Source organism: Serratia sp. YC16 (assembly GCF_009707615.1).
Lineage (GTDB): Bacteria > Pseudomonadota > Gammaproteobacteria > Enterobacterales > Enterobacteriaceae > Serratia > Serratia surfactantfaciens.
Genome location: NZ_WLYN01000004.1, coordinates 168,308 through 189,206 on the forward strand (window position 1 = coordinate 168,308; position 20,899 = coordinate 189,206).

General features: G+C 59.1%; 27 protein-coding genes. 12 read left to right on the forward strand and 15 right to left on the reverse strand.

The genetic code is table 11. The features are described from left to right. Window positions 1-9: 9 nt before the first annotated feature. From npr to GKN89_RS15120, 11 genes are all read right to left on the reverse strand, one after another. Window positions 10-282, reverse strand: a complete 273-nt coding sequence (npr, locus tag GKN89_RS15070) for a PTS phosphocarrier protein NPr (RefSeq protein WP_004937034.1) — start codon at window positions 280-282, stop codon at window positions 10-12. Next, the gene (gene rapZ, locus GKN89_RS15075; RefSeq protein ID WP_015379177.1) at window positions 279-1,133 is read right to left on the reverse strand and encodes an RNase adapter RapZ; all 855 of its coding nucleotides are present in this window, start codon (window positions 1,131-1,133) and stop codon (window positions 279-281) included. Before rapZ ends, npr begins: the two co-directional genes overlap by 4 nt. Before the next feature lie 129 nt (window positions 1,134-1,262). Beyond that, window positions 1,263-1,724 (reverse strand): PTS IIA-like nitrogen regulatory protein PtsN, encoded by a 462-nt coding sequence (ptsN, locus tag GKN89_RS15080; protein WP_016930212.1) that lies wholly within the window; start codon window positions 1,722-1,724, stop codon window positions 1,263-1,265. A 155-nt stretch (window positions 1,725-1,879) separates the two neighbouring features. After that, complete coding sequence (gene hpf / locus GKN89_RS15085) at window positions 1,880-2,167, reverse strand: ribosome hibernation promoting factor (protein WP_004937038.1); 288 nt, start codon at window positions 2,165-2,167, stop codon at window positions 1,880-1,882. Window positions 2,168-2,190: 23 nt separating this feature from the next. Then, a complete protein-coding gene (rpoN, locus tag GKN89_RS15090; protein ID WP_019453141.1) occupies window positions 2,191-3,624 on the reverse strand; it encodes an RNA polymerase factor sigma-54 in 1,434 nt (477 codons plus the stop codon). Between the two features lie 52 nt (window positions 3,625-3,676). Then, window positions 3,677-4,402, reverse strand: a complete 726-nt coding sequence (lptB, locus tag GKN89_RS15095; protein ID WP_004937040.1) for an LPS export ABC transporter ATP-binding protein — start codon at window positions 4,400-4,402, stop codon at window positions 3,677-3,679. 6 nt (window positions 4,403-4,408) lie between these two features. Next, window positions 4,409-4,948 (reverse strand): lipopolysaccharide ABC transporter substrate-binding protein LptA, encoded by a 540-nt coding sequence (gene lptA / locus GKN89_RS15100; protein ID WP_025160121.1) that lies wholly within the window; start codon window positions 4,946-4,948, stop codon window positions 4,409-4,411. Next, the gene (lptC, locus tag GKN89_RS15105; protein ID WP_019453139.1) at window positions 4,917-5,495 is read right to left on the reverse strand and encodes an LPS export ABC transporter periplasmic protein LptC; all 579 of its coding nucleotides are present in this window, start codon (window positions 5,493-5,495) and stop codon (window positions 4,917-4,919) included. The genes lptA and lptC overlap by 32 nt, the downstream gene beginning before the upstream one ends. After that, window positions 5,492-6,046, reverse strand: a complete 555-nt coding sequence (gene kdsC, locus GKN89_RS15110) for a 3-deoxy-manno-octulosonate-8-phosphatase KdsC (protein WP_019453138.1) — start codon at window positions 6,044-6,046, stop codon at window positions 5,492-5,494. Before kdsC ends, lptC begins: the two co-directional genes overlap by 4 nt. Window positions 6,047-6,063: 17 nt before the next feature. Further along, a complete protein-coding gene (gene kdsD, locus GKN89_RS15115) occupies window positions 6,064-7,050 on the reverse strand; it encodes an arabinose-5-phosphate isomerase KdsD (protein WP_019453137.1) in 987 nt (328 codons plus the stop codon). Window positions 7,051-7,066: 16 nt separating this feature from the next. Beyond that, window positions 7,067-8,044: a calcium/sodium antiporter gene (locus GKN89_RS15120; RefSeq protein WP_025160120.1), complete on the reverse strand. Its 978-nt coding sequence runs from the start codon at window positions 8,042-8,044 to the stop codon at window positions 7,067-7,069. Window positions 8,045-8,347: 303 nt separating this feature from the next. On the opposite strand from GKN89_RS15120, the gene mlaF reads away from it, so the two are divergent. The 7 genes from mlaF to murA all read left to right on the forward strand — a co-directional run bounded on the left by mlaF (window position 8,348) and on the right by murA (window position 13,159). Further along, a complete protein-coding gene (gene mlaF, locus GKN89_RS15125) occupies window positions 8,348-9,163 on the forward strand; it encodes a phospholipid ABC transporter ATP-binding protein MlaF (RefSeq protein WP_043129180.1) in 816 nt (271 codons plus the stop codon). Window positions 9,164-9,167: 4 nt separating this feature from the next. Continuing rightward, window positions 9,168-9,950: a lipid asymmetry maintenance ABC transporter permease subunit MlaE gene (mlaE, locus tag GKN89_RS15130; protein WP_004937059.1), complete on the forward strand. Its 783-nt coding sequence runs from the start codon at window positions 9,168-9,170 to the stop codon at window positions 9,948-9,950. A gap of 4 nt (window positions 9,951-9,954) precedes the next feature. Next, complete coding sequence (gene mlaD, locus GKN89_RS15135) at window positions 9,955-10,503, forward strand: outer membrane lipid asymmetry maintenance protein MlaD (protein ID WP_025160119.1); 549 nt, start codon at window positions 9,955-9,957, stop codon at window positions 10,501-10,503. 14 nt (window positions 10,504-10,517) lie between these two features. After that, the gene (gene mlaC / locus GKN89_RS15140) at window positions 10,518-11,147 is read left to right on the forward strand and encodes a phospholipid-binding protein MlaC (RefSeq protein ID WP_019453133.1); all 630 of its coding nucleotides are present in this window, start codon (window positions 10,518-10,520) and stop codon (window positions 11,145-11,147) included. After that, window positions 11,147-11,449, forward strand: coding sequence for a lipid asymmetry maintenance protein MlaB (mlaB, locus tag GKN89_RS15145; protein WP_074055004.1), 303 nt, complete (start codon window positions 11,147-11,149; stop codon window positions 11,447-11,449). The genes mlaC and mlaB overlap by 1 nt, the downstream gene beginning before the upstream one ends. Window positions 11,450-11,589: 140 nt before the next feature. Next, window positions 11,590-11,844, forward strand: coding sequence for a BolA family iron metabolism protein IbaG (gene ibaG / locus GKN89_RS15150; RefSeq protein ID WP_004937066.1), 255 nt, complete (start codon window positions 11,590-11,592; stop codon window positions 11,842-11,844). A gap of 55 nt (window positions 11,845-11,899) precedes the next feature. Next, window positions 11,900-13,159, forward strand: coding sequence for a UDP-N-acetylglucosamine 1-carboxyvinyltransferase (murA, locus tag GKN89_RS15155; protein WP_063918698.1), 1,260 nt, complete (start codon window positions 11,900-11,902; stop codon window positions 13,157-13,159). Window positions 13,160-13,229: 70 nt separating this feature from the next. On the opposite strand, the gene degS is transcribed toward murA, so the two are convergent. The 3 genes from degS to zapG all read right to left on the reverse strand — a co-directional run bounded on the left by degS (window position 13,230) and on the right by zapG (window position 16,330). Next, window positions 13,230-14,288 carry an outer membrane-stress sensor serine endopeptidase DegS gene (degS, locus tag GKN89_RS15160; protein WP_019453130.1) on the reverse strand — a complete coding sequence of 353 codons (1,059 nt, stop codon included), beginning with the start codon at window positions 14,286-14,288 and terminating at the stop codon, window positions 13,230-13,232. Between the two features lie 88 nt (window positions 14,289-14,376). Further along, entirely contained in the window at window positions 14,377-15,747 is a 1,371-nt protein-coding gene (gene degQ, locus GKN89_RS15165) for a serine endoprotease DegQ (RefSeq protein ID WP_025160118.1), read from the reverse strand. Window positions 15,748-15,928: 181 nt separating this feature from the next. After that, entirely contained in the window at window positions 15,929-16,330 is a 402-nt protein-coding gene (zapG, locus tag GKN89_RS15170; RefSeq protein WP_063918700.1) for a Z-ring associated protein ZapG, read from the reverse strand. 232 nt (window positions 16,331-16,562) lie between these two features. Between zapG and zapE the strand changes: the two genes are divergently transcribed. From zapE to sspB, 5 genes are all read left to right on the forward strand, one after another. Continuing rightward, window positions 16,563-17,690, forward strand: coding sequence for a cell division protein ZapE (gene zapE / locus GKN89_RS15175; protein ID WP_154747283.1), 1,128 nt, complete (start codon window positions 16,563-16,565; stop codon window positions 17,688-17,690). Window positions 17,691-17,964: 274 nt separating this feature from the next. Next, the gene (gene rplM / locus GKN89_RS15180; protein WP_004937079.1) at window positions 17,965-18,393 is read left to right on the forward strand and encodes a 50S ribosomal protein L13; all 429 of its coding nucleotides are present in this window, start codon (window positions 17,965-17,967) and stop codon (window positions 18,391-18,393) included. Window positions 18,394-18,408: 15 nt separating this feature from the next. After that, window positions 18,409-18,801, forward strand: a complete 393-nt coding sequence (gene rpsI / locus GKN89_RS15185) for a 30S ribosomal protein S9 (protein ID WP_004937080.1) — start codon at window positions 18,409-18,411, stop codon at window positions 18,799-18,801. 325 nt (window positions 18,802-19,126) lie between these two features. Then, window positions 19,127-19,768, forward strand: a complete 642-nt coding sequence (gene sspA, locus GKN89_RS15190) for a stringent starvation protein SspA (protein ID WP_004937082.1) — start codon at window positions 19,127-19,129, stop codon at window positions 19,766-19,768. Between the two features lie 5 nt (window positions 19,769-19,773). Further along, on the forward strand, window positions 19,774-20,274 hold the full coding sequence (gene sspB / locus GKN89_RS15195) for a ClpXP protease specificity-enhancing factor (protein ID WP_033654801.1): 501 nt from the start codon (window positions 19,774-19,776) through the stop codon (window positions 20,272-20,274). A gap of 63 nt (window positions 20,275-20,337) precedes the next feature. On the opposite strand, the gene GKN89_RS15200 is transcribed toward sspB, so the two are convergent. Beyond that, on the reverse strand, window positions 20,338-20,817 hold the full coding sequence (locus GKN89_RS15200) for a hypothetical protein (protein WP_019453125.1): 480 nt from the start codon (window positions 20,815-20,817) through the stop codon (window positions 20,338-20,340). Window positions 20,818-20,899: the final 82 nt, after the last annotated feature.

Here is a 20,899-nt window from a genome sequence, read left to right on the forward strand (position 1 = left end):
CCTCAGCGGCTAATCTTCATCAAACCCGGAGTTGAACAGCTCGACCACCGCCGCCAGCGCGTTGACTTCGTCGGGGCCGGTCGCCTCGACTTCGATGTGCCGGCCCTGGGCGGAATCCAGCATCAGCAGCGCGATGACGCTGCTGGCTTCGGCCTCGGTGCCGCTTTCGTTGCGCAGCATCACTTCGGCGTCGAAACTTTGCACCAGTTCGAACAGTTTCATCGCCGGGCGTGCGTGCATGCCCAGCTTGTTTTTGATTTCAACCGTCTGTTTGACCGTCATTGTTTGCGCTTTTCCAGCGTGCGGTGGCGCGACTGCACGTTCTTGCCGCGCGAGCGGAAGTAATCGGCCAGCTGTTCCGCCACGTACACCGAGCGGTGTTTACCGCCGGTACAGCCGATGGCGACCGTCAGGTAGCTGCGGTTGTTGGTTTCCAGCATTGGCAGCCATTGCTCCAGGTAGCTGCGGGTCTGGTAGATGAAGTTGTGCACTTCGGTATGGCGATCGAGGAACGACGCGACCGGCTTGTCCAGACCGGTCATCGGCCGCAGCTTCGGATCCCAGTGCGGGTTGGGCAGGAAGCGCACGTCGAACACGTAGTCGGCGTCGATCGGAATGCCGTGCTTGAAGCCGAAGGATTCGAACACCATGGTCAGCTCGCGCTCGCGCTTGCCCAGCAGGCGGGTGCGCAGCATTTCGGCCAGCTCGTGCACCGACATTTCCGAGGTGTCGATAATCAGATCGGCCCGCGAGCGCAGCGGTTCGAGCAGGTCGCTCTCTTCGTCTATCGCGCTTTCCAGCGACAGGTTTTTGCTGGAGAGCGGGTGCAGGCGGCGGGTGTCGCTGTAACGGCGGATCAGCGTGTTGCGATCGGCGTCGAGGAACAGCAGCTGCGGCGAGAAGCTGTCCGGCAGCTGAGTCATCGCGTATTCAAACACTTCCGGCGATTCCGGCATGTTGCGCACGTCGATGCTGACCGCCGCGGAGATATTGCGTTCCGCCAGCGTATTGGCGAGCTGCGGCAGCAGGACCACCGGCAGGTTGTCAACGCAGTAAAAACCCATGTCTTCCAGCGCCCGCAAGGCGACGGATTTTCCGGAACCGGAACGGCCGCTGACAATCATCAGCACCATGTGGCAACTCCCCTGGCATCGCGGCGGCGTTCATCGCCACCGTTGGAAACTTTGTTATTCCGGCCACAGCCGGATCCATCATCGTGAAACAGTATCGTTATCCGGGCTGGAAGTCACGCCGGCCGGGCATCACTCGGTGATGATTTGGTAAAGTTCTTCGTCGCTCTGCGCGGCGCGCAGGCGGCGGCATACGGTTTTGTCGGCCAGGCGTTTGGCGACCAGCGACAGGGTATGCAAATGGGTTTTGCACTGATCGGCAGGCACCAGCAGCGCGAACAGCAGATCGACCGGCTGATTGTCGATGGCGTCGAAAGCGATGGGTTGGTCGAGACGGATAAACACGCCAACGGCCCGCAGTGTGTCCTCTTCCAGTTTGCCGTGGGGAATGGCGATACCGTTGCCGATACCGGTGCTGCCCATGCGCTCCCGGGTGAGAACCGCGTCAAACACCACCTGCGAAGGCAGATTGAGCTGTTTGGCGGCCAGTTCGCTGATAATTTCCAAAGCCCGCTTCTTGCTGGTGCAGTGTACCGAGCTTTTGGTGCACTCGATGTTTAACACCGAGCTTAATTGCATATATTCGTTGTTCATCTCATCTTCACTTAAAACCGCGCCGCTGGGCGGACCCGGCAAGGCGGTTTTTCGTCGGTTTTAACCCTGATTACCGTTCGGCGCGTCACCCATGCGGGTCACGCGCCGAACGGCGAGGCTGCGACGTATGCAACCTCATGGAATGGGTTAGGGTGTCAGTGTTGCTTCAATTTGTCTTTATGTTTGTTCAATTGACGTGCCAATTTGTCGATCAGCGTATCAATTGCGGCATACATATTCTCGTCTTCCGAGGTGGCGTGCAACTCGCCTCCATTCACGTGCACCGTTGCTTCCGCAATTTGCTGCACTTTTTCCACACTTAATACAACATACACCTGATTGATGCGATCAAAATACTGTTCGAGTTTGGCGAACTTGTTGTTCACGAACTCGCGCAACGGATCGGTGATTTCGATGTGGTGTCCGGTAATGTTGAGCTGCATAGTGTCTTCCTTCTCAATAGAGGTCAAACCAACTGTTTGCGTTGGTTCGACGGCGGGATGGACAAAGACTCTCGGTACTTGGCGACGGTGCGCCGCGCCACGATAATCCCCTGATCGGAGAGCAGGGTGGCCAGCTTGCTGTCGCTGAGTGGTTTGGCGGGGTTTTCCGCCGCAATCAATTTCTTCACCAACGCGCGGATCGCCGTCGAGGAGGCTTCGCCGCCGCTGTCGGTATTCACGTGGCTGGAGAAGAAATATTTCAATTCGAAAATGCCGCGCGGGCTGTGCAGAAACTTCTGCGTGGTGACGCGCGAGATCGTCGATTCATGCATCTCCACGGCCTGGGCGATATCCGCCAGCACCATGGGTTTCATAAACTCTTCGCCCTGCTCGAAGAACGCCTGCTGCTGGCTGACGATGCAGCGGGTGACCTTCAGCAAGGTTTCGTTGCGGCTCTCCAGGCTTTTAATCAGCCACTTGGCTTCCTGCAGGTTGCTGCGGATAAACTGGCCGTCGGCTTCGCTGCGCGCGCTGTTGCCCAGCGCGGCGTACTGCTGATTGATCTTTAAACGTGGCACGCTGTCGCCGTTGAGCTCCACCGTCCACTTGTTCTGCGTCTTGCGCACCAGCACGTCCGGAATCACGTATTCCGATTCGCCGGTATTGATAGACTGCCCCGGGCGCGGATCGAGCGACTGAATCAGCAGCATCGCTTCTTTCAGTGTATCTTCTTTTAGCCGGGTTGATCGCATCAGGCTGCGAAAGTCGTGGTTGGCCAACAGATCCAGATGCTCGCTGATGATGAGCCGGGCTTCGGCCAGATAAGGGGTGTCTTTGGCGTATTGGGAGAGCTGCACCAGCAGGCAATCGCGCAGATCGCGCGCGGCGACGCCGATCGGATCGAAACGCTGCACGCGCTTCAACACCGCTTCGACTTCCTCGAGGGTCACGTTCTCGTCGCCCAGGCTTTCCAGAATGTCTTCCAGCGGGACGGTGAGGTAGCCGGTGTCGTCCACCGCGTCGACGATGGAGGTGGCGATGGCGGCGTCGGTATCGGAAAACGGCGTCAGATCCACCTGCCACATAAGGTAATCCTGCAGCGTTTGGGTGGTCTCGCCCTGATAGACCGGCAGCTCGTCGTCGCTGTAGTCGGTGCCGGTGCCGGACGGGGTGCCGGCGGTGTAGATTTCATCCCAGGTGGCGTCCAGCGGCAGCTCTTCCGGCATGTCTTTCTGTTCCAACGCCTCGCGGGTATCGAGCCCCTCGGTATCCTGGGTTTCTTTGGCGTCGATTTCGTCGTGCAGATCGGTCTGTTCAAGCAACGGATTGCTCTCTAGCGCCAGCTGGATCTCTTGCTGAAGCTCAAGCGTGGACAACTGCAGCAGGCGGATCGCCTGCTGGAGCTGAGGAGTCATGGCCAGCTGTTGGCTGAGCCTGAGTTGCAAACCTTGCTTCATAGTCTTCTGTCTACTTCCGTTAACGGTGTCGCTCCGCAGGGCGCGCCGGCGCTCAGAGGCGGAATTCTTCGCCCAGATAAACGCGTTTTACCTGCTCGTCGGCCAGAATAGCATCCGGCGTGCCGTGGGCAATCAGTTTGCCCTGGCTGACGATATAGGCGCGTTCACACACGTCCAGCGTTTCGCGCACGTTGTGGTCGGTGATCAGCACGCCCAGGCCGCTGTCACGCAGGTGCTCGATGATTTTCTTGATATCGATAACGGAAATCGGATCCACCCCGGCGAAGGGTTCGTCCAGCAGAATGAATTTCGGGTTGGCCGCCAGCGCGCGGGCGATTTCGACGCGGCGGCGTTCACCGCCGGACAACGCCTGGCCGAGGCTGTCGCGCAGATGGGAGATATGGAACTCTTCCATCAGCTCCTTGGCGCGGTCCTCGCGCTGCTCGCTGGTGAGATCGGGACGGATCTCCAACACCGCCATCAGGTTGTCGTACACGCTCAGACGGCGGAAGATCGACGCTTCCTGCGGCAGATAGCCGATGCCGCGGCGCGCGCGGGCGTGCAGCGGCAGCAGGCTGATGTCTTCTTCGTCGATCACGATGCGCCCGGCGTCGCGCGGCACGATGCCGACCACCATGTAGAAGGTGGTGGTTTTACCGGCGCCGTTCGGCCCGAGCAGGCCGACGATCTCGCCGGATTTCACTTTCAGGCTGACGTCTTCGACAACTTTACGGCCCTTGTAGGCTTTCGCCAGGTTTTCTGCGATGAGTGTTGCCATAAGTGATTAGTTACTCTTTTTTTGCCCGTTTTTGTCTTGCAACTGCGACGGTACCAGAACCGTTGTCACGCGTTTGCCTTTGTCGCTAAACGCCTGCATTTGCTGCTGTTGCACCAGATAGGTGATGCGATCGCCTTTCACGTTGCTGTCGAGCTGCTCCAGATAGGCGTTGCCCGTCAGGGTCACCAGCTGGGTCGCCACGTCGTAACGCACTTTCTGCGCGTGGCCTTTGACCGGTTTGCCGCTGTCCTGCATCTGGTAGAAGGTTACCGGGTTGCCGAACGCTTCAATATAGGTCTTATTCTGATCTCCGCCCGGACGGGTGACCACCACCTTGTCGGCGCGGATATCGATGGTGCCCTGTTTGATCACCACGTTGTCAGTGAAGGTGCTGACGTTGCTTTGCATGTCCAACGACTGCTTGAGCGAGTCGATGCTGACCGGCTGGCTGGAGTCGGATTTCAGCGCCAGAGCAGGGGCGCTGGCGGCCAAAACTAAGCTGCCGATCAACAGATTACGGAGTTGGTTTTTGGTTCTGGATTTCATAGTTGGTCTTAACCTTATCAATCAGCTCAGCGGTTTTGGTCCGCAGGTTCCCACGCATTTTCATGCCGTTAGAGGTAAAATTGGTCCCGTAAAGCGTGACTTCGTCATCGGAGGTGACGTCCTGGGTGACCAGGTTTACCTGAGCGTTGTCCGTCTTAATTTTTTCCAGCTGCGAGGTGGTGGTCAGGCTGTTTACCTCGACGTGACCATACAGATACAGCATCCGGTCTTTTGTCAGTTTGGCGCGATCGGAGCGAACTGACCAGGTGGCCACCGCATTCTCATCGAACAGCGTCATCACCGGCTGGGTGAACCAGCTCAGCTCGCCGGCGGTGTAATACTTCGCGTCTTCCGCCACCAGCTTGTAATTCAGCTTGCCGGCCGGGTTGTACACCACGGTGACCGTATGCTGGCTCTGGTAGGTCGGATCCTGATCGTTGGCCGGGCCAGGCGCGGTGTCGTCGCTGAAGTCCGTCATGTTCCAGCCGATCAGCGCCAGAACGATCACCGTCAACAGGATGGTGATCCACAGTTTGGTTTTACTCATATCGACAGCCCTTTGGCGTCCTCCAGCTTATTTTGAGCCAAAAGAATGATGTCGCACAGTTCGCGCACCGCGCCGCGGCCGCCGGCAATGCGGGTGACATAGTGAGCGCGCGGCGTCAGCAGCGGGTGTGCGTCCGCCACCGCGACCGCCAGCCCGACCTGCGCCATCACCGGCCAGTCGATCAGGTCATCGCCGATATAGGCGACCTGATCCGCCGTTAACGACAGTGTATCCAACAGTTCGCGGAAGGCCAAAAGCTTATCGGATTGCCCCTGATACAGATGGGTGATACCGAGCGTCTGCGCGCGGTCTTCCAGCAGCTTGGCGGAGCGACCGGTGATGATCGCCACCTCGATGTCCGAGGTTTTCAAGCAGCGGATGCCGTAGCCGTCGCGCACGTTGAACGCCTTCAATTCTTCACCGTTGTTGCCCATGAAGATCAGGCCGTCCGACAGCACGCCGTCAACGTCGCAAATCAACAGGCGGATGTTCCCGGCACGCGCCATAACCTCTTGTTCTACCGGCCCGTAGCAGGTTTCTACCATACCCATTCCGTTCTATTCCTTAATTAAACGACGCCGGCGCGCAGCATGTCATGCATATGTACCACACCCAGCAATTGGTCGCCATCGGCAACCAACAGCGCGGTGATGTGGCGTTGTTGCATCAGATTCAGCGCATCGACCGCCAGGATATTGGGGCGCACCCGCACGCCGCCCGGCGTCATGACATCGGCGATCTTCGCCTCGTGCAGGTTGATGCCCATGTCGAACACCCGTCGCAGGTCGCCGTCGGTAAAGATGCCGGCGATTTTCATCAGATCGTCGCAGATCACCGTCAGGCCCAGATTTTTGCGGGTGATTTCCAGCAGCGCGTCGCGCAACGAGGCGTCGGCGCTGACGTGGGGCATTTCGTCGCCGCTGTGCATGATATCGCTAACCCGCAGCAGCAGTTTGCGGCCGAGTGCGCCGCCCGGATGAGACAGCGCGAAATCTTCCGGCGTGAACCCGCGCGCTTTCAGCAGCGCGACGGCCAGCGCATCACCCATCACCAGCGTGGCGGTGGTGCTGGTGGTCGGTGCCAGCCCCAGCGGGCAGGCCTCCTGCGGCACCTTGATGCACAGGTGGATATCCGCCGCTTTGCCCATCGAACTTTCCGGGTTGTTGGTCATACAGATGAGGGTGATCTGCTGGCGTTTCAATACCGGGATCAGCGCCAGGATCTCGCTGGACTCGCCGGAGTTGGAAATCGCGAGCACGATGTCCTGCGAGGTGACCATACCCAAATCGCCATGGCTGGCTTCCGCCGGATGAACAAAGAATGAGGGGGTGCCGGTGCTGGCGAAGGTCGCGGCGATCTTGCAGCCGATATGACCGGACTTGCCCATGCCCATCACCACCACTTTGCCGCTGCAGGCGGCGATGGTTTCGCAGGCGTGGGTGAAGTCTGCGTTGATGTAGCTGTCGAGCTGGGCTAGCCCTTCACGCTCTATCTGAAGCACTTCTTTACCGGCCTGTTGAAAATCGAAGCCCGGTTGCAACTCAATGTTCGACATACTCATTCCCGTCGGTTTAGCCGAAAGTACTGAAAGGGTTAAAGAACAGCACCGCAAGATACGCAATAAAGCCGCATAATAACAGCGCGCCCGCCAGGTGGCCGATGCGGTGTTTGCGGCCGATGCACAGCACGCTCAGCAGCACGCTGGCCGCCAGCATCACCCAGTAATCGCGCTGGAAGGCGGCGGCGTCCACGCTGCCCGGCGACAGCAGGGCGGGTACGCCCAGCACGATCACCGTGTTGAAAATATTGGAGCCGATGATGTTGCCAATCGCCATATCATCTTCGCCCTTCAGCGCCCCGGCGATGGAGGTGGCCAACTCGGGCAGACTGGTGCCGATGGCGATAATGGTCAGCCCGACCACCAGTTCGCTCAGGCCGAAATAGTGCGCGATCACCGTCGCGTTATCGACCACCATTCTGGAAGAGAGCGGCAGAATGATAAACGCCAGTACCAGCCACAGCACCGCCACGGTGTTGCTGCTGTCCTGCGGCAACTCGGCGATCTGCTCCATGGTCAGGCTGTCGCTGCCCTCGCGCTGCGCCAGACGGGCGATTTTCAGCATCAGCAGGATGAAGCCGGCGGCGGCGGCCAACAGCAGCACGCCGTCCAGCCTGCTGAGGGTGCCGTCCATCAACACGAAACCGCACAATACTGTGACCGCTAACATCAACGGCAGTTCGCGCCGCAGTATTTCGGAGCGCGCCGCCAGCGGGTGGATCAGCGCCGCGACGCCCAGGATCAATAAAATGTTGGTGATGTTGGAACCTAATACGTTGCCAACGGCCATATCTATCTGCCCGTTGAGCGCGGCGGTGGTCGACACGATCAACTCCGGCAGCGACGTGCCGATGCCGACGATGGTCATGCCGATGATCAACGGCGGCACGCCGAGCGAGCGGGAAATCACGGCAGCACCATAAACTAAGCGGTCTGCACCGTACACCAGTAGAAATAAACCAACGATTAATAATGCTATCGCGAGAAACATGCAGGGTCCTTTGTCGGGTATTATCCCGGTTCGTTGGTTAAAGCCGTCAATGCGGCGGTATTGCTTGCCCTCCGTTGCGCGCGTTTGAGTCGCAGCAACGGTTTTTCCCGGCTAATAGTTGAACACTTTCGTTTTTTTTCGTTATGGCGCCAATTTTGACCGGGTGGCGCGGAAAAGTAAAACCAATGGCACCATTGGTTGCGAAATGGCAGTAAGTTTTTGTAAAGATGAGACGGATTGCGCCCATTGCTTTAACATCACGGGTAGATTCAGCAAAAGATGAGTCGTAAAGGGTCCATTAACATGCTCCAAAAGGCAGATAATTTGGTCGAAGTGCGCGACATGAGCTTCTCGCGCGGCGACCGACGGATATTTGAAGACATCAACCTGACGGTGCCTCGCGGTAAGGTCACGGCGATCATGGGGCCATCGGGCATCGGCAAAACCACGCTGCTGCGTCTGATCGGCGGTCAACTGACGCCGGACAGCGGGGAGATTTGGTTTGACGGCGACAACATTCCCGCGTTGTCCCGCCGTCAGTTATACGACGCGCGCAAAAAGATGAGCATGCTGTTCCAGTCGGGCGCGCTGTTCACCGATTTGACCGTATTCGAAAACGTGGCCTACCCGCTGCGTGAACACAGCAACCTGCCTGAACCCCTGCTGCGCAGCACGGTGCTGATGAAGCTGGAAGCGGTGGGGCTGCGCGGCGCGGCCCAACTGATGCCCAATGAACTCTCCGGCGGCATGGCGCGCCGGGCGGCGTTGGCGCGGGCGATCGCGCTGGACCCTGAAATGATCATGTTCGACGAGCCCTTCGTCGGCCAGGATCCGATCACCATGGGGGTGCTGGTCAAGCTGATTGACGAGCTGAACCATGCGTTGGGCATTACCTGCATCGTGGTGTCGCACGACGTACCGGAGGTGCTGAGCATCGCCGACTACGCCTACATCGTGGCCGATCACCGGGTGATCGCCGAAGGCACCACGCAGCAATTGCAGAACAATCCTGATGCGCGCGTGCGCCAGTTCCTGGATGGTATAGCGGATGGGCCGGTGCCGTTCCGCTATCCGGCCGGGGACTATCAGACTGAACTGCTAGGCTTAGGGAGTAAATAAGCTCATGTTATTAAGAGCGTTAGCGTCGTTGGGGCGCAGTGGCATCAACACCAGCGCCAGCTTCGGCCGCGCCGGGCTGATGCTGTTCAACGCATTGATTGGCCGGCCGGAACCCGGCAAGCAGTGGCCGCTGTTGCTGAAGCAGCTCTATAGCGTCGGCGTGCAGTCGCTGTTGATCATCATGGTTTCCGGGCTGTTCATCGGCATGGTGCTGGGTCTGCAGGGGTACATCGTGCTCACCACCTACAGCGCTGAAGCCAGCCTCGGCATGATGGTGGCGCTGTCGCTGCTGCGCGAGCTGGGGCCGGTGGTGACGGCGCTGCTGTTCGCCGGCCGCGCCGGTTCCGCGCTCACGGCGGAAATCGGCCTGATGAAGGCGACGGAACAGATCTCCAGCCTGGAAATGATGGCGGTCGATCCGCTGCGGCGCATCGTGGCGCCGCGCTTCTGGGCCGGGCTTATCAGCATGCCGCTGTTGACCATCATCTTCGTGGCGATCGGCATTTGGGGCGGCTCGGTGGTCGGCGTGGATTGGAAGGGCATCGACAGCGGCTTCTTCTGGTCGGCGATGCAGGGCGCCGTAGAGTGGAAAAAAGATCTGCTCAACTGCCTGATCAAAAGCGTGGTGTTCGCCATTACCGTAACCTGGATTGCCATTTTCAACGGGTACGACGCCGTGCCTACCTCTGAAGGGATTAGCCGGGCGACGACGCGGACCGTGGTGCATTCGTCACTGGCGGTGTTGGGATTGGATTTCGTGCTGACAGCACTGATGTTTGGGAATTGATTCGATGCAAACGAAGAAGAGTGAAATCTGGGTTGGGGCATTTATGCTGATCGCGCTGTGCGCCATCGTGTTTATCTGCCTGCAGGTGGCGAACCTTAAATCGATCGGCAGCGAGCCGACCTACCGCGTTTACGCGACGTTCGACAACATCGGCGGCCTGAAGCCACGTTCGCCGGTGAAGATCGGCGGCGTAGTGATCGGCCGCGTGGCGGACATCGAACTCGATCCGAAAACCTACACGCCGCGCGTGGCGATGGATATCCAGAAAAAGTACGACCAAATCCCGGATACCAGTTCGCTGGCGATCCGCACCTCCGGCCTGCTGGGCGAGCAATATCTGGCGCTTAACGTGGGCTTCGAAGATCCTGAAATGGGCACCGCCATTCTGAAAGACGGCGGCACCATTCAGGACACCAAGTCAGCCATGGTTCTGGAAGATCTGATCGGCCAGTTCCTGTATAAAAGCGGCGGTCAGGACAGCGCCAAATCGGGAGACGCGGCCGCTGAGCCGGCTGCCGGCGCTGCACCGCAACCCGCTGTTCCAAATCATTAAGAGAGGATACCTGCATGTTTAAACGTTTACTGATGGTGGCCCTGCTGGTGGTTGCGCCGCTGGCGAGCGCAGCCGACCAAACCAATCCTTACAGCATGATGCAAGAAGCGGCGCAGAAGACCTTCAGCCGTTTGAAGAACGAACAGCCGAAGATCAAGCAGGACCCGAATTATCTGCGCGCCATCGTGCATCAGGAACTGATGCCGTTCGTGCAGGTGAAATACGCCGGTGCGCTGGTGCTGGGCCGTTACTACAAAGACGCGACGCCTGCGCAGCGCGAAGCTTATTTCACCGCCTTCCAGTCTTACCTGGAGCAGGCTTACGGCCAGGCGCTGGCGATGTACCACGGCCAGACTTACCAGATCGCGCCTGAACAGCCGCTGGGCAATGCCGATATCGTAGCCATTCGCGTCACCATCATCGACAACGGCGGCCGCCCGCCGGTGCGTCTGGACTTCCAATGGCGCAAGAACAGCAAAACCGGCTACTGGCAGGCATATGACATGATCGCCGAAGGCGTCAGCATGATCACCACCAAGCAGAACGAGTGGGCGTCTACGCTGCGTACCCAGGGCATCGACGGCCTGACCAAACAGCTGCAGGCCGCCGCCGCGCAGCCTATCACGCTGGACAAGAAAAACTGATGTCGGCAGCGCTCAGCTTCGAATCACAGCAGCAGACGCTGATCCTGCGCGGTGAACTGGACCGGGAAACGCTGCAGCCGTTGTGGCGGCAGCGCGACGCGCTGATGGCGGATAAAACCGCGATAGACGTGGCGCAGCTGCAGCGTGTGGACTCCTCCGGGCTGGCGCTGTTGCTGCATCTGCAGGAAGAGCAGCGCCAACGCGGCGTCGCGCTAAAAATTTTCGGCGCTACCGAGCGCTTGAAAACGCTGATCGCGCTCTACAACCTGCAGGCGATAATGCCTGTCGATACCGCCGGTTAGCGGCGTTTTACGCCGCCTTTACGTGGTAAAGCGATACAAAGCCCCTGTTACGCAGGGGCTTTTTCTTTAGTTTAAGAAAACATCGTATTCCACTAAGATACTAGGCTGTTTATGATCCTTTAGCGGCAGAACTGGATACTATGGAAACCAACGAGATTAAAGACGTGCTGATGCAGGCATTGGCACTGGATGAAGTACATGTGACGGGCGACGGCAGCCACTTTCAGGCGATCGTGGTCGGCGAACTGTTCGCCGGCATGAGCCGCGTCAAAAAACAGCAGACGGTTTACGCGCCGCTGATGGAATACATTGCGGACAACCGCATTCATGCCTTGTCTATCAAGGCGTACACCCCTGAAGAGTGGCAGCGAGACCGCAAACTCAACGGATTTTAAGGCTGTTTGCCCTGCCGGGCGGGCAGCTTCAGATTAGATAACAGAGAGTAGTCAGATGGATAAATTTCGTGTGCAGGGTCGGACTCGCCTGAGCGGTGAAGTGTCTATTTCCGGGGCCAAAAACGCCGCCCTGCCGATCCTGTTCGCCGCCCTGTTGGCGGAAGAGCCGGTCGAGCTGCAGAATGTCCCTAAACTGAAGGACATCGACACCACCATTAAACTACTCAACCAATTGGGTACCAAGATTGAGCGCAACGGTTCAGTCTTTGTGGACGCCAGCGGCGTGAACGAGTTCTGCGCCCCTTACGATCTGGTGAAAACCATGCGCGCTTCCATCTGGGCGTTGGGGCCGCTGGTGGCGCGCTTCGGCCGCGGTCAGGTTTCTCTGCCGGGCGGCTGCGCCATCGGCGCGCGTCCGGTCGATCTGCACATCACCGGCCTGGAGCAGCTGGGCGCCGAGATCAAGCTGGAAGAAGGTTACGTCAAGGCGTCCGTCGATGGCCGCCTGAAAGGCGCGCACATCGTTATGGACAAGGTGAGCGTGGGCGCGACTGTGACCATCATGAGCGCTGCGACCCTGGCGACCGGCACCACCGTTATCGAGAACGCCGCGCGTGAGCCGGAAATTGTCGATACCGCCAACTTCCTCAACACGCTGGGCGCGAAGATCAGCGGCGCCGGTAGCGACAAGATCACCATCGAGGGCGTCGAGCGTCTGGGTGGCGGCGTGTATCGCGTGCTGCCTGACCGCATCGAGACCGGTACCTTCCTGATCGCCGCCGCAGTTTCCGGTGGTAAAGTGATGTGCCGCAACACCCGTCCGGACACCCTGGATGCGGTGTTGGCCAAGCTGCGCGAAGCCGGTGCCGATATCGAAGTGGGCGAAGACTGGATCAGCCTGGACATGCACGGCAAACGTCCGAAGGCGGTCACCGTGCGCACCGCGCCGCACCCGGGCTTCCCGACCGACATGCAGGCCCAGTTCAGCCTGCTGAACCTGGTGGCGGAAGGCACCGGCGTCATCACCGAGACCATCTTCGAAAACCGCTTCATGCACGTGCCGGAATTGATCCGCATGGGCGCGCACGCGGAAATCGAGAGCAACACCGTGATCTGTCATGGCGTTGAACAGCTGTCCGGTGCTCAGGTGATGGCGACCGACCTGCGCGCTTCCGCCAGCCTGGTGATTGCCGGCTGCATCGCCGACGGCGTGACCGTTGTCGATCGCATCTATCACATCGATCGCGGCTATGAACGTATTGAAGACAAGCTGCGCGCGCTGGGTGCGAACATCGAGCGTGTGAAAGGCGAATAACGCATTAGCGCCGGCGCGGCTGCGTCGGCAGGATGAAAATCAAAGGGCCGGCTATCAAGCCGGCCCTTTTTTAATTGCTGTCTTCCGGGAATTCACCCACCGTCATTTTCAACGTAATGCGCTTGCCGTCGCGCAGCACGATAACCGGTATCTCGGTGCCCGGCCTGATCTCCGCCACCTGATCCATGGTTTCCAGCACGGACACCGCCGGTTTGTTATCCACGTTGATGATGATGTCGTTGATCTGGAAACCGGCGCTGCTCGCCGGGCCGTTTGGCGTAATCTCGGTCACGATGATGCCCTGCAGGCGATCGATGCCGGAATTGGACGAGCGCAGCGGGATGATCTCTTTGCCCTGAATGCCGAAATAGCCACGGATCACGCGGCCGTCGCGGATCAGCTTGTCCATGATTTTGGTGGCCAGTTCGATCGGAATGGCGAAGCCGAGGCCCTCCGGCGTTTCGCCGTCGGTGATTTTGTCATAGGTCAGGGTGTTGATGCCGATCAGCTCGCCCAACGAGTTGACCAGCGCGCCGCCGGAGTTGCCGCGGTTGATCGAGGCGTCGGTCTGCAGGAACGTCTGCCGGCCGGTGGTGCTCATACTGATGCGCCCGGTGGCGCTGAGGATGCCCTGAGTGACGGTCTGCCCCAGGTTATAGGGATTGCCGATCGCCAGCACCACGTCGCCGACGTGGGCAACGCGATTTTTATTGGTCGGGATCACCGGTAAATTGCCGGGATCGATCTTCAGCACCGCCAGGTCGGTCAGGCCATCGGAGCCGACCAGCAGCGCTTCGTAGCGGCGGCCATCCTGCAACACCACGGTGATCTGCTGTGCGTCTTTGATCACGTGGCGGTTGGTGATGATATAGCCGCGTTCGTTCATGATCACGCCGGAACCGAGCGACAGCACGTTGGCGGCGCCGTTCAGGTTGCGGTTGTAGATGTTCACCACGGCGGGCGCAGCGCGGCGCACCGCTTTGTTGTAGCTCACCGGCGTTTCGTCGCTGGTATTCTCGGTTTTTTCTGCAAACAGGCCGTTGGAAGAGCGCAGCATGGGCAGGGCGGCCAACAGCAGGCCGGCAACGATGAGACCGATAACGACAGAACGCAAGAGCTTAGCAAACATGGAGTTTTCGTGGTGTGGTGAACGATGTTCGGAGGATAGCATGAGTTAACCGGGCGCAGTATGTCACCGAGCCCGGTTTTTGCACAAATTAACGCAGCAGCAGATAAATGGTTTCGTTACCGCGCACGATATTGAGCGCCATCACCGGCGGCTTGGCTTCCAGCACCTTACGCAGCGCAGTGATGCTGTCCACGCGCTGGCGGTTGACGCCGATGATCACGTCGCCTTTTTGCAGGCCGATCTGCGCCGCCGTCGAGCCTTTATCCACGTTCTCCACCTTCACGCCCTTGTCGCCGCTCGGCAGCGCGCCGTTGCTGAGGGAAACCCCCTGCAGCGCCGGCGACAGCGTTTCGGCGTTGGTCGAGGCGCTCTCGCTGTTGTCCAGCGTGACCGAGACTTCCTGCGGTTTGCCGTCGCGCAGCAGGCCGACCTTGAGGGTTTTGCCCGGCGCGGTGGTGCCGACCTTGGCGCGCAGCTCGGCGAAGCTGTTCACCGGCTTGCCGTCGACGGAAACCAGAATATCCCCGGCTTTGATGCCGGCCTTGGCGGCGGCGGATTTCGGCAGCACTTCGCTGACGAAGGCGCCGCGCTGCGCGTCGGTGTTGAAGGCTTTGGCCATGTCCGGGGTCATTTCGCTGCCCTTGATGCCCAAGAGGCCGCGCTTCACTTCGCCGAATTCGATCAGCTGCTGGCTCAGGTTCTGCGCCATATTGCTCGGAATGGCGAAGCCGATGCCGACGTTGCCGCCGCTCGGTGCCAGGATGGCGGTATTGATGCCGATCAGCTCGCCGTTCAGGTTAACCAGCGCACCGCCGGAGTTGCCGCGGTTGATCGAGGCGTCGGTCTGAATGAAGTTTTCCAGCCCTTCCAGATTCAGGCCGGTGCGGCCCAACGCCGAGATAATGCCGGAGGTGGCGGTTTGGCCCAGGCCAAACGGGTTACCGACCGCTACGGCGAAGTCGCCGACGCGCAGCTGATCGGAGTCGGCCATCTTGATGGCGGTCAGATTTTTGGTGTCGCTGAGCTGCAGCAGGGCGATGTCGGATTGCTCATCGCGGCCGACCAGCTTGGCGTCCAGCTCACGGCCGTCGTTCAACTGCACGCGGATTTTATCGGCGTTGTTGATGACGTGGTTGTTGGTCAGCACGTAGCCTTTGGCGGCGTCGATGATCACGCCGGAACCCAGCCCTTCAAACGGGCGGGAGCTCTGCTGTTGGCCGGGGAAATTAGGGCCGAAGAAGCGTCTGAACTCTTCCGGCAGCTGTTGGCGCTGCACCTGAGTGCCTGCGACATGCACGCTCACGACGGCGGGCAAGACTTTTTCCAGCATCGGCGCCAGGCTCGGCAGCGGCTGACCCTGAACGGCGACGGGCAGGGCCGCGTTAGCCGCCGGTACGGAGCTGAGCGCCAGGCCGAGGCTCATTGCCAATGCGCTAAGAATTAACGATTTTTTCTTCATTGATGATAACTCTCTCAATACCTGCCGATGAAAATTTGATGATAAGGCAATCACCTTGTCATAGTGAAGGGTAAGACCGTGAATTTGCGTGCAAAGTTCAGTAAAGGTAATGCGAAGGAAGGTCAATCAGGCAAACGGAGAAATAAACCCGCGGGTGGCCCCGCGGGCGAAGGGCGAGATGTTAGTCGCGGCGCGCGCCTTGGCCGCGCAGCAGGCCGGAAGCGCCTTCCGAATAGTCGCGCGGCATTTCCACCGGCGCCTGATCGTTGTCCGCTTCCGCTTCGGTCAGGCGATAGCGGAACGGGTTCTCCTGCATCGGCAGATCCGGCAGCAGGTTGTTGGAGCTTTTCGCCATATGCTGATACAGCTGGCGATAATCACGCGCCATGTTGTCCAGCAGCTCGGCGCTGCGGGCGAAGTGGCCGACCAGCTCCTGACGGTACTCTTCCAGCTCGGTTTTGCTCTTGTCCAGCTCATTCTGCAAGACTTGTTGTTGACGCAATTTACGGTTGCCAAAACGCATCGCCACCGCACCAATCACGATACCGACGACCAAACCAATCAGCGCATACTCCCAGGTCATGATGACTCCTATTTTGACTTCGTTGTTCCGCAGGGATTTTTCACTTAATAATATCCACTATAACCGTTAACCTTGTCCGAGTGGAATCCTGATGCGCTTCCACCCAGTGTTTACAGGGGTTTTCAACGGCGCCCGCAGCGGGCATTTGTGGCGATAACGGTGCGAATCGGCATCAACTTGCCGCCAACGTTGGCTAAATAATTTCTAAGCGTTCTTAGGGAACATCGAACAGATGCAGGCACTATCACCGTTATCTCGCTACCAGCAGGCGCTGGATGCGGGGGAATATCAGGCCGATGAGGTTCAACGCCGGGCCGTCACTCAACTGGATCGCATTTATCAGGCCCTGCTGCAAAAACCGGCGGTGAGCGCGCCTGCCGGCGGCTTGCGCGGCAAGCTCAGCCGTTTGCTGGGCAAGGGCGGCGAAACGGCATCGCAGCGTCCGGTGCAGGGGCTGTATATGTGGGGCGGCGTCGGGCGCGGCAAAACCTGGCTGATGGACATGTTTTTCCACAGCTTGCCGGGCGATCGCAAGATGCGTCTGCACTTCCACCGCTTCATGCTGCGGGTGCATGAAGAGTTGACCGAGCTGCAAGGGCAGGAAAACCCGCTGGAAATCGTCGCCGACGGCTTCAAGGCCGAAACCGACGTGCTGTGCTTCGACGAGTTCTTCGTGTCCGACATCACCGACGCCATGCTGCTGGCCACGCTGCTGCAGGCGCTGTTCGCGCGCGGCATCACCCTGGTGGCCACCTCGAACATCCCGCCGGACGATCTCTACCGCAACGGCCTGCAGCGGGCGCGTTTTCTGCCGGCCATCGATCTCATCAACGAATACTGCGACGTGATGAACGTTGACGCCGGCATCGACTATCGCCTGCGCACCCTGACCCAGGCGCACCTCTACCTGACGCCGCTGGGCGAGCAAACGCGCGAGACCCTGGATCGGATGTTCGTCAAGCTGGCGGGCAAGGCGGGGGAGGAGGCGCCGGTGCTGCAGATCAACCATCGGCCGCTGCAGGCGATCCGTTCGGTGGACGGCGTGCTGGCGGTAGATTTCCACACGCTGTGCGAAGAGGCGCGCAGCCAGCTGGACTATATTGCGCTGTCGCGGCTGTATCACAGCGTGATCCTGTATAATGTGCAGGTGATGGGGCCGCTGAAAGAGAATACCGCGCGCCGTTTCCTGGCGTTGGTGGACGAATTCTACGAGCGGCACATCAAGCTGGTGATCGGTGCCGAAGCGTCGATGTTCGAGATCTATCAGGGGGTGCAACTGAAATTTGAATTCCAGCGCTGCCTGTCGCGCCTGCAGGAAATGCAGAGCGAAGAGTATCTCAAGCTGCCGCATCTGCCCTGAGTCCGCAGGCTTGTCGCCGCCGTATCGCCGGTTGTCCGCCACCGGCGATAAATTTATTTTCCATTCAAAAACCGTTCGATCTTTGTGAGCGACTTCTCTATAATCTTGCGACCCCACGTTACAACAAAGTTTTTTTTCCCAAAAACTTTATAGTGCCGGCAATGGCTATTCGAAGGGGTAGGTTTGCTGGACTTGTATGGTCGTGTGAGCCTCAACTGTTTTCGAGCGTTTGGGTGTTCACCAACGTGTAACTAATTATTGGGTAAGCTTTCTAATGAAAACTTTTACAGCTAAACCAGAAACCGTAAAACGCGACTGGTACGTTGTTGATGCAGATGGTAAAACTTTAGGCCGTCTCGCTACTGAACTGGCTCGTCGCCTGCGCGGCAAGCATAAAGCGGAATACACCCCGCACGTGGATACCGGTGATTACATCATCGTTCTGAACGCTGACAAAGTTGCTGTAACCGGCAACAAGCGTACAGACAAAGTGTACTACCACCACACCGGCCACATCGGTGGTATCAAGCAAGCGACCTTTGAAGAGATGATTGCCCGCCGTCCTGAGCGCGTGATTGAAATCGCGGTTAAAGGCATGCTGCCAAAGGGCCCGCTGGGTCGTGCTATGTTCCGTAAACTGAAAGTTTACGCGGGCACCGAGCACAATCACGCGGCACAGCAACCGCAAGTTCTGGACATTTAATCGGGATTAATGGCAATGGCTGAAAATCAATACTACGGCACTGGTCGCCGCAAAAGCTCCGCCGCTCGCGTCTTCATCAAGCCGGGCAACGGTAACATCGTTATCAACCAGCGCAGCCTGGAACAGTACTTCGGTCGCGAAACTGCCCGCATGGTAGTTCGTCAGCCGCTGGAGCTGGTCGACATGGTTGGCAAACTGGACCTGTACATCACCGTTAAAGGTGGTGGTATCTCCGGTCAAGCTGGCGCTATCCGTCACGGTATCACCCGTGCACTGATGGAGTACGATGAGACTCTGCGTTCTGAACTGCGTAAAGCTGGCTTCGTCACCCGTGACGCTCGTCAGGTTGAACGTAAGAAAGTCGGCCTGCGTAAAGCACGTCGTCGTCCGCAGTTCTCCAAGCGTTAATTTTCGCTGCTTCGGCAGTGCGATTTACGCAAAAAACCCGGTGCTTCACCGGGTTTTTTTATGCCTGAAATCCGCCGTCCCCGACTAAAATCTGTGGCATATCAGACAATTCAACATGAATTCGCCGCAGCGTCCCCACAAAACAAGCAAAATCTGGTAAACTATCACCCACTTTTGCGCCTGTTCGCCGTGCAGTTGACCGCCTGGGCCGGTTTTTCATGGGCTCGGGTCGCGCTGCGTGCTGCCGGCCTGCGGCAAGATTATTCAGGATAGCAGCCTGTCAGTTGGCTATTCGCAGTATTTTCTAGATAACTTGGAGGTTTTCATGGCTGTCGCTGCCAACAAACGTTCGGTAATGACGCTGTTCTCTGGCCCGACCGACATTTTTAGCCATCAAGTACGCATCGTACTGGCGGAGAAAGGTGTCAGCGTCGAGATCGAGCAGGTCGAAATGGATAACCTGCCGCAAGATCTGATTGACCTCAACCCTTACCAGACGGTGCCTACGCTGGTCGATCGCGAACTGACCCTGTATGAATCCCGCATCATCATGGAATACCTGGATGAGCGTTTCCCGCACCCGCCGCTGATGCCGGTTTACCCGGTTGCCCGTGGCGAGAGCCGTCTGATGATGCTGCGCATCGAGAAGAACTGGTACTCGCTGATGGACAAGATCGAGAAAAGCAGCGGTCAGGAAGCGGAGTCCGCCCGCCGCCAACTGCGCGAAGAGCTGCTGGCGATCGCGCCGATCTTCGGTCAGGCGCCGTATTTCATGAGCGAAGAGTTCAGCCTGGTGGATTGCTACCTGGCACCGCTGTTGTGGCGTCTGCCGCAGCTGGGCATCGAATTGAGCGGCGCCGGCTCCAAAGAGCTGAAAGGCTACATGACCCGCGTCTTTGAACGCGACGCTTTCCTGGCTTCCCTGACCGAAGCCGAGCGTGAAATGCGCCTGCAAACCCGGGGCTAAGCGCTATGGACATGTCTCAGATGACGCCGCGTCGCCCGTATCTGCTGCGGGCGTTCTACGACTGGCTGCTGGATAACCAGCTGACGCCGCACCTGGTGGTCGACGTGACTCGCCCTGATGTTCAGGTGCCGATGGAATTCGCGCGTGACGGCCAGATCGTGCTGAATATCGCGCCGCGCGCGGTAGGCAACCTGGCGTTGGGCAACGAAGACGTGCAGTTCAACGCGCGCTTCGGCGGCGTGCCGCGTCAGGTTTCGGTGCCGATGGCTGCCGTGCTGGCGATCTATGCGCGTGAAAACGGCGCCGGCACGATGTTCGAACCGGAAGCCGCCTACGACGAGAGCGAAGGCGTGTTCGAAGGTCTGGACAATGAGACGATCCCTTCGGAAACGCTGATGTCAGTGATCGACGGCGATCGCCCGGATACTGCGGAAGACAACGGCTCGGATGACGAGCCGCCGCAGCCGCCGCGCGGTGGCCGCCCGGCGCTGCGCGTGGTGAAATAATCCCGCCAGAGCAAATGAAAAAGCACCCTAAGGGGTGCTTTTTTTTTGCCCGGCAGAAGCGGGTCAGCCTTTCAGGGCGGCAATGCAGGCATCGCGGGGCGCGCTGAGATCGCCGACGCGCACGGTAGACAGGGCGCGGGTTGCGCGCTGGCGGAAACTGGTGATGGCGGTGTCGCCTTGCACCTCCGGCGGCGCGGTGCAGATGTCATTAAGCGGCAGATCGTTGCCCTGGTTGAGCGCCTGCAACACCGCCGCCGGATTGTAGATCAGGGCCGCGGAAAGGGCCGATTTGATACCGGCGGTAAAGCCGGCGTTGCCGCCGCCGGCCAGCTTGGGCGCCAGGGCAATCCAGTTGTCGTCCCCCAGCCGGATGCTGTTTTCTACGGCGCTGAACTGCCCGGCCTTACCCAACTGCGCCACGACCGGCCGCGCGCCGCGCGCTTCGATATTGTAACCGACCTCCTGCGAATCCGGCGCCATGGCTGAAGCGCTGAAACTGGCGGCCAGCAGCGCGCCGGCCAACAGGGAAATGGAGCATTTCATGTTCGCTATCCTTATCTCGGTGTCAGGCGCAGCCGCGCCCCGCAATGGTGCTAACTCAATACTATAGCGCGTTGAGGCGGTA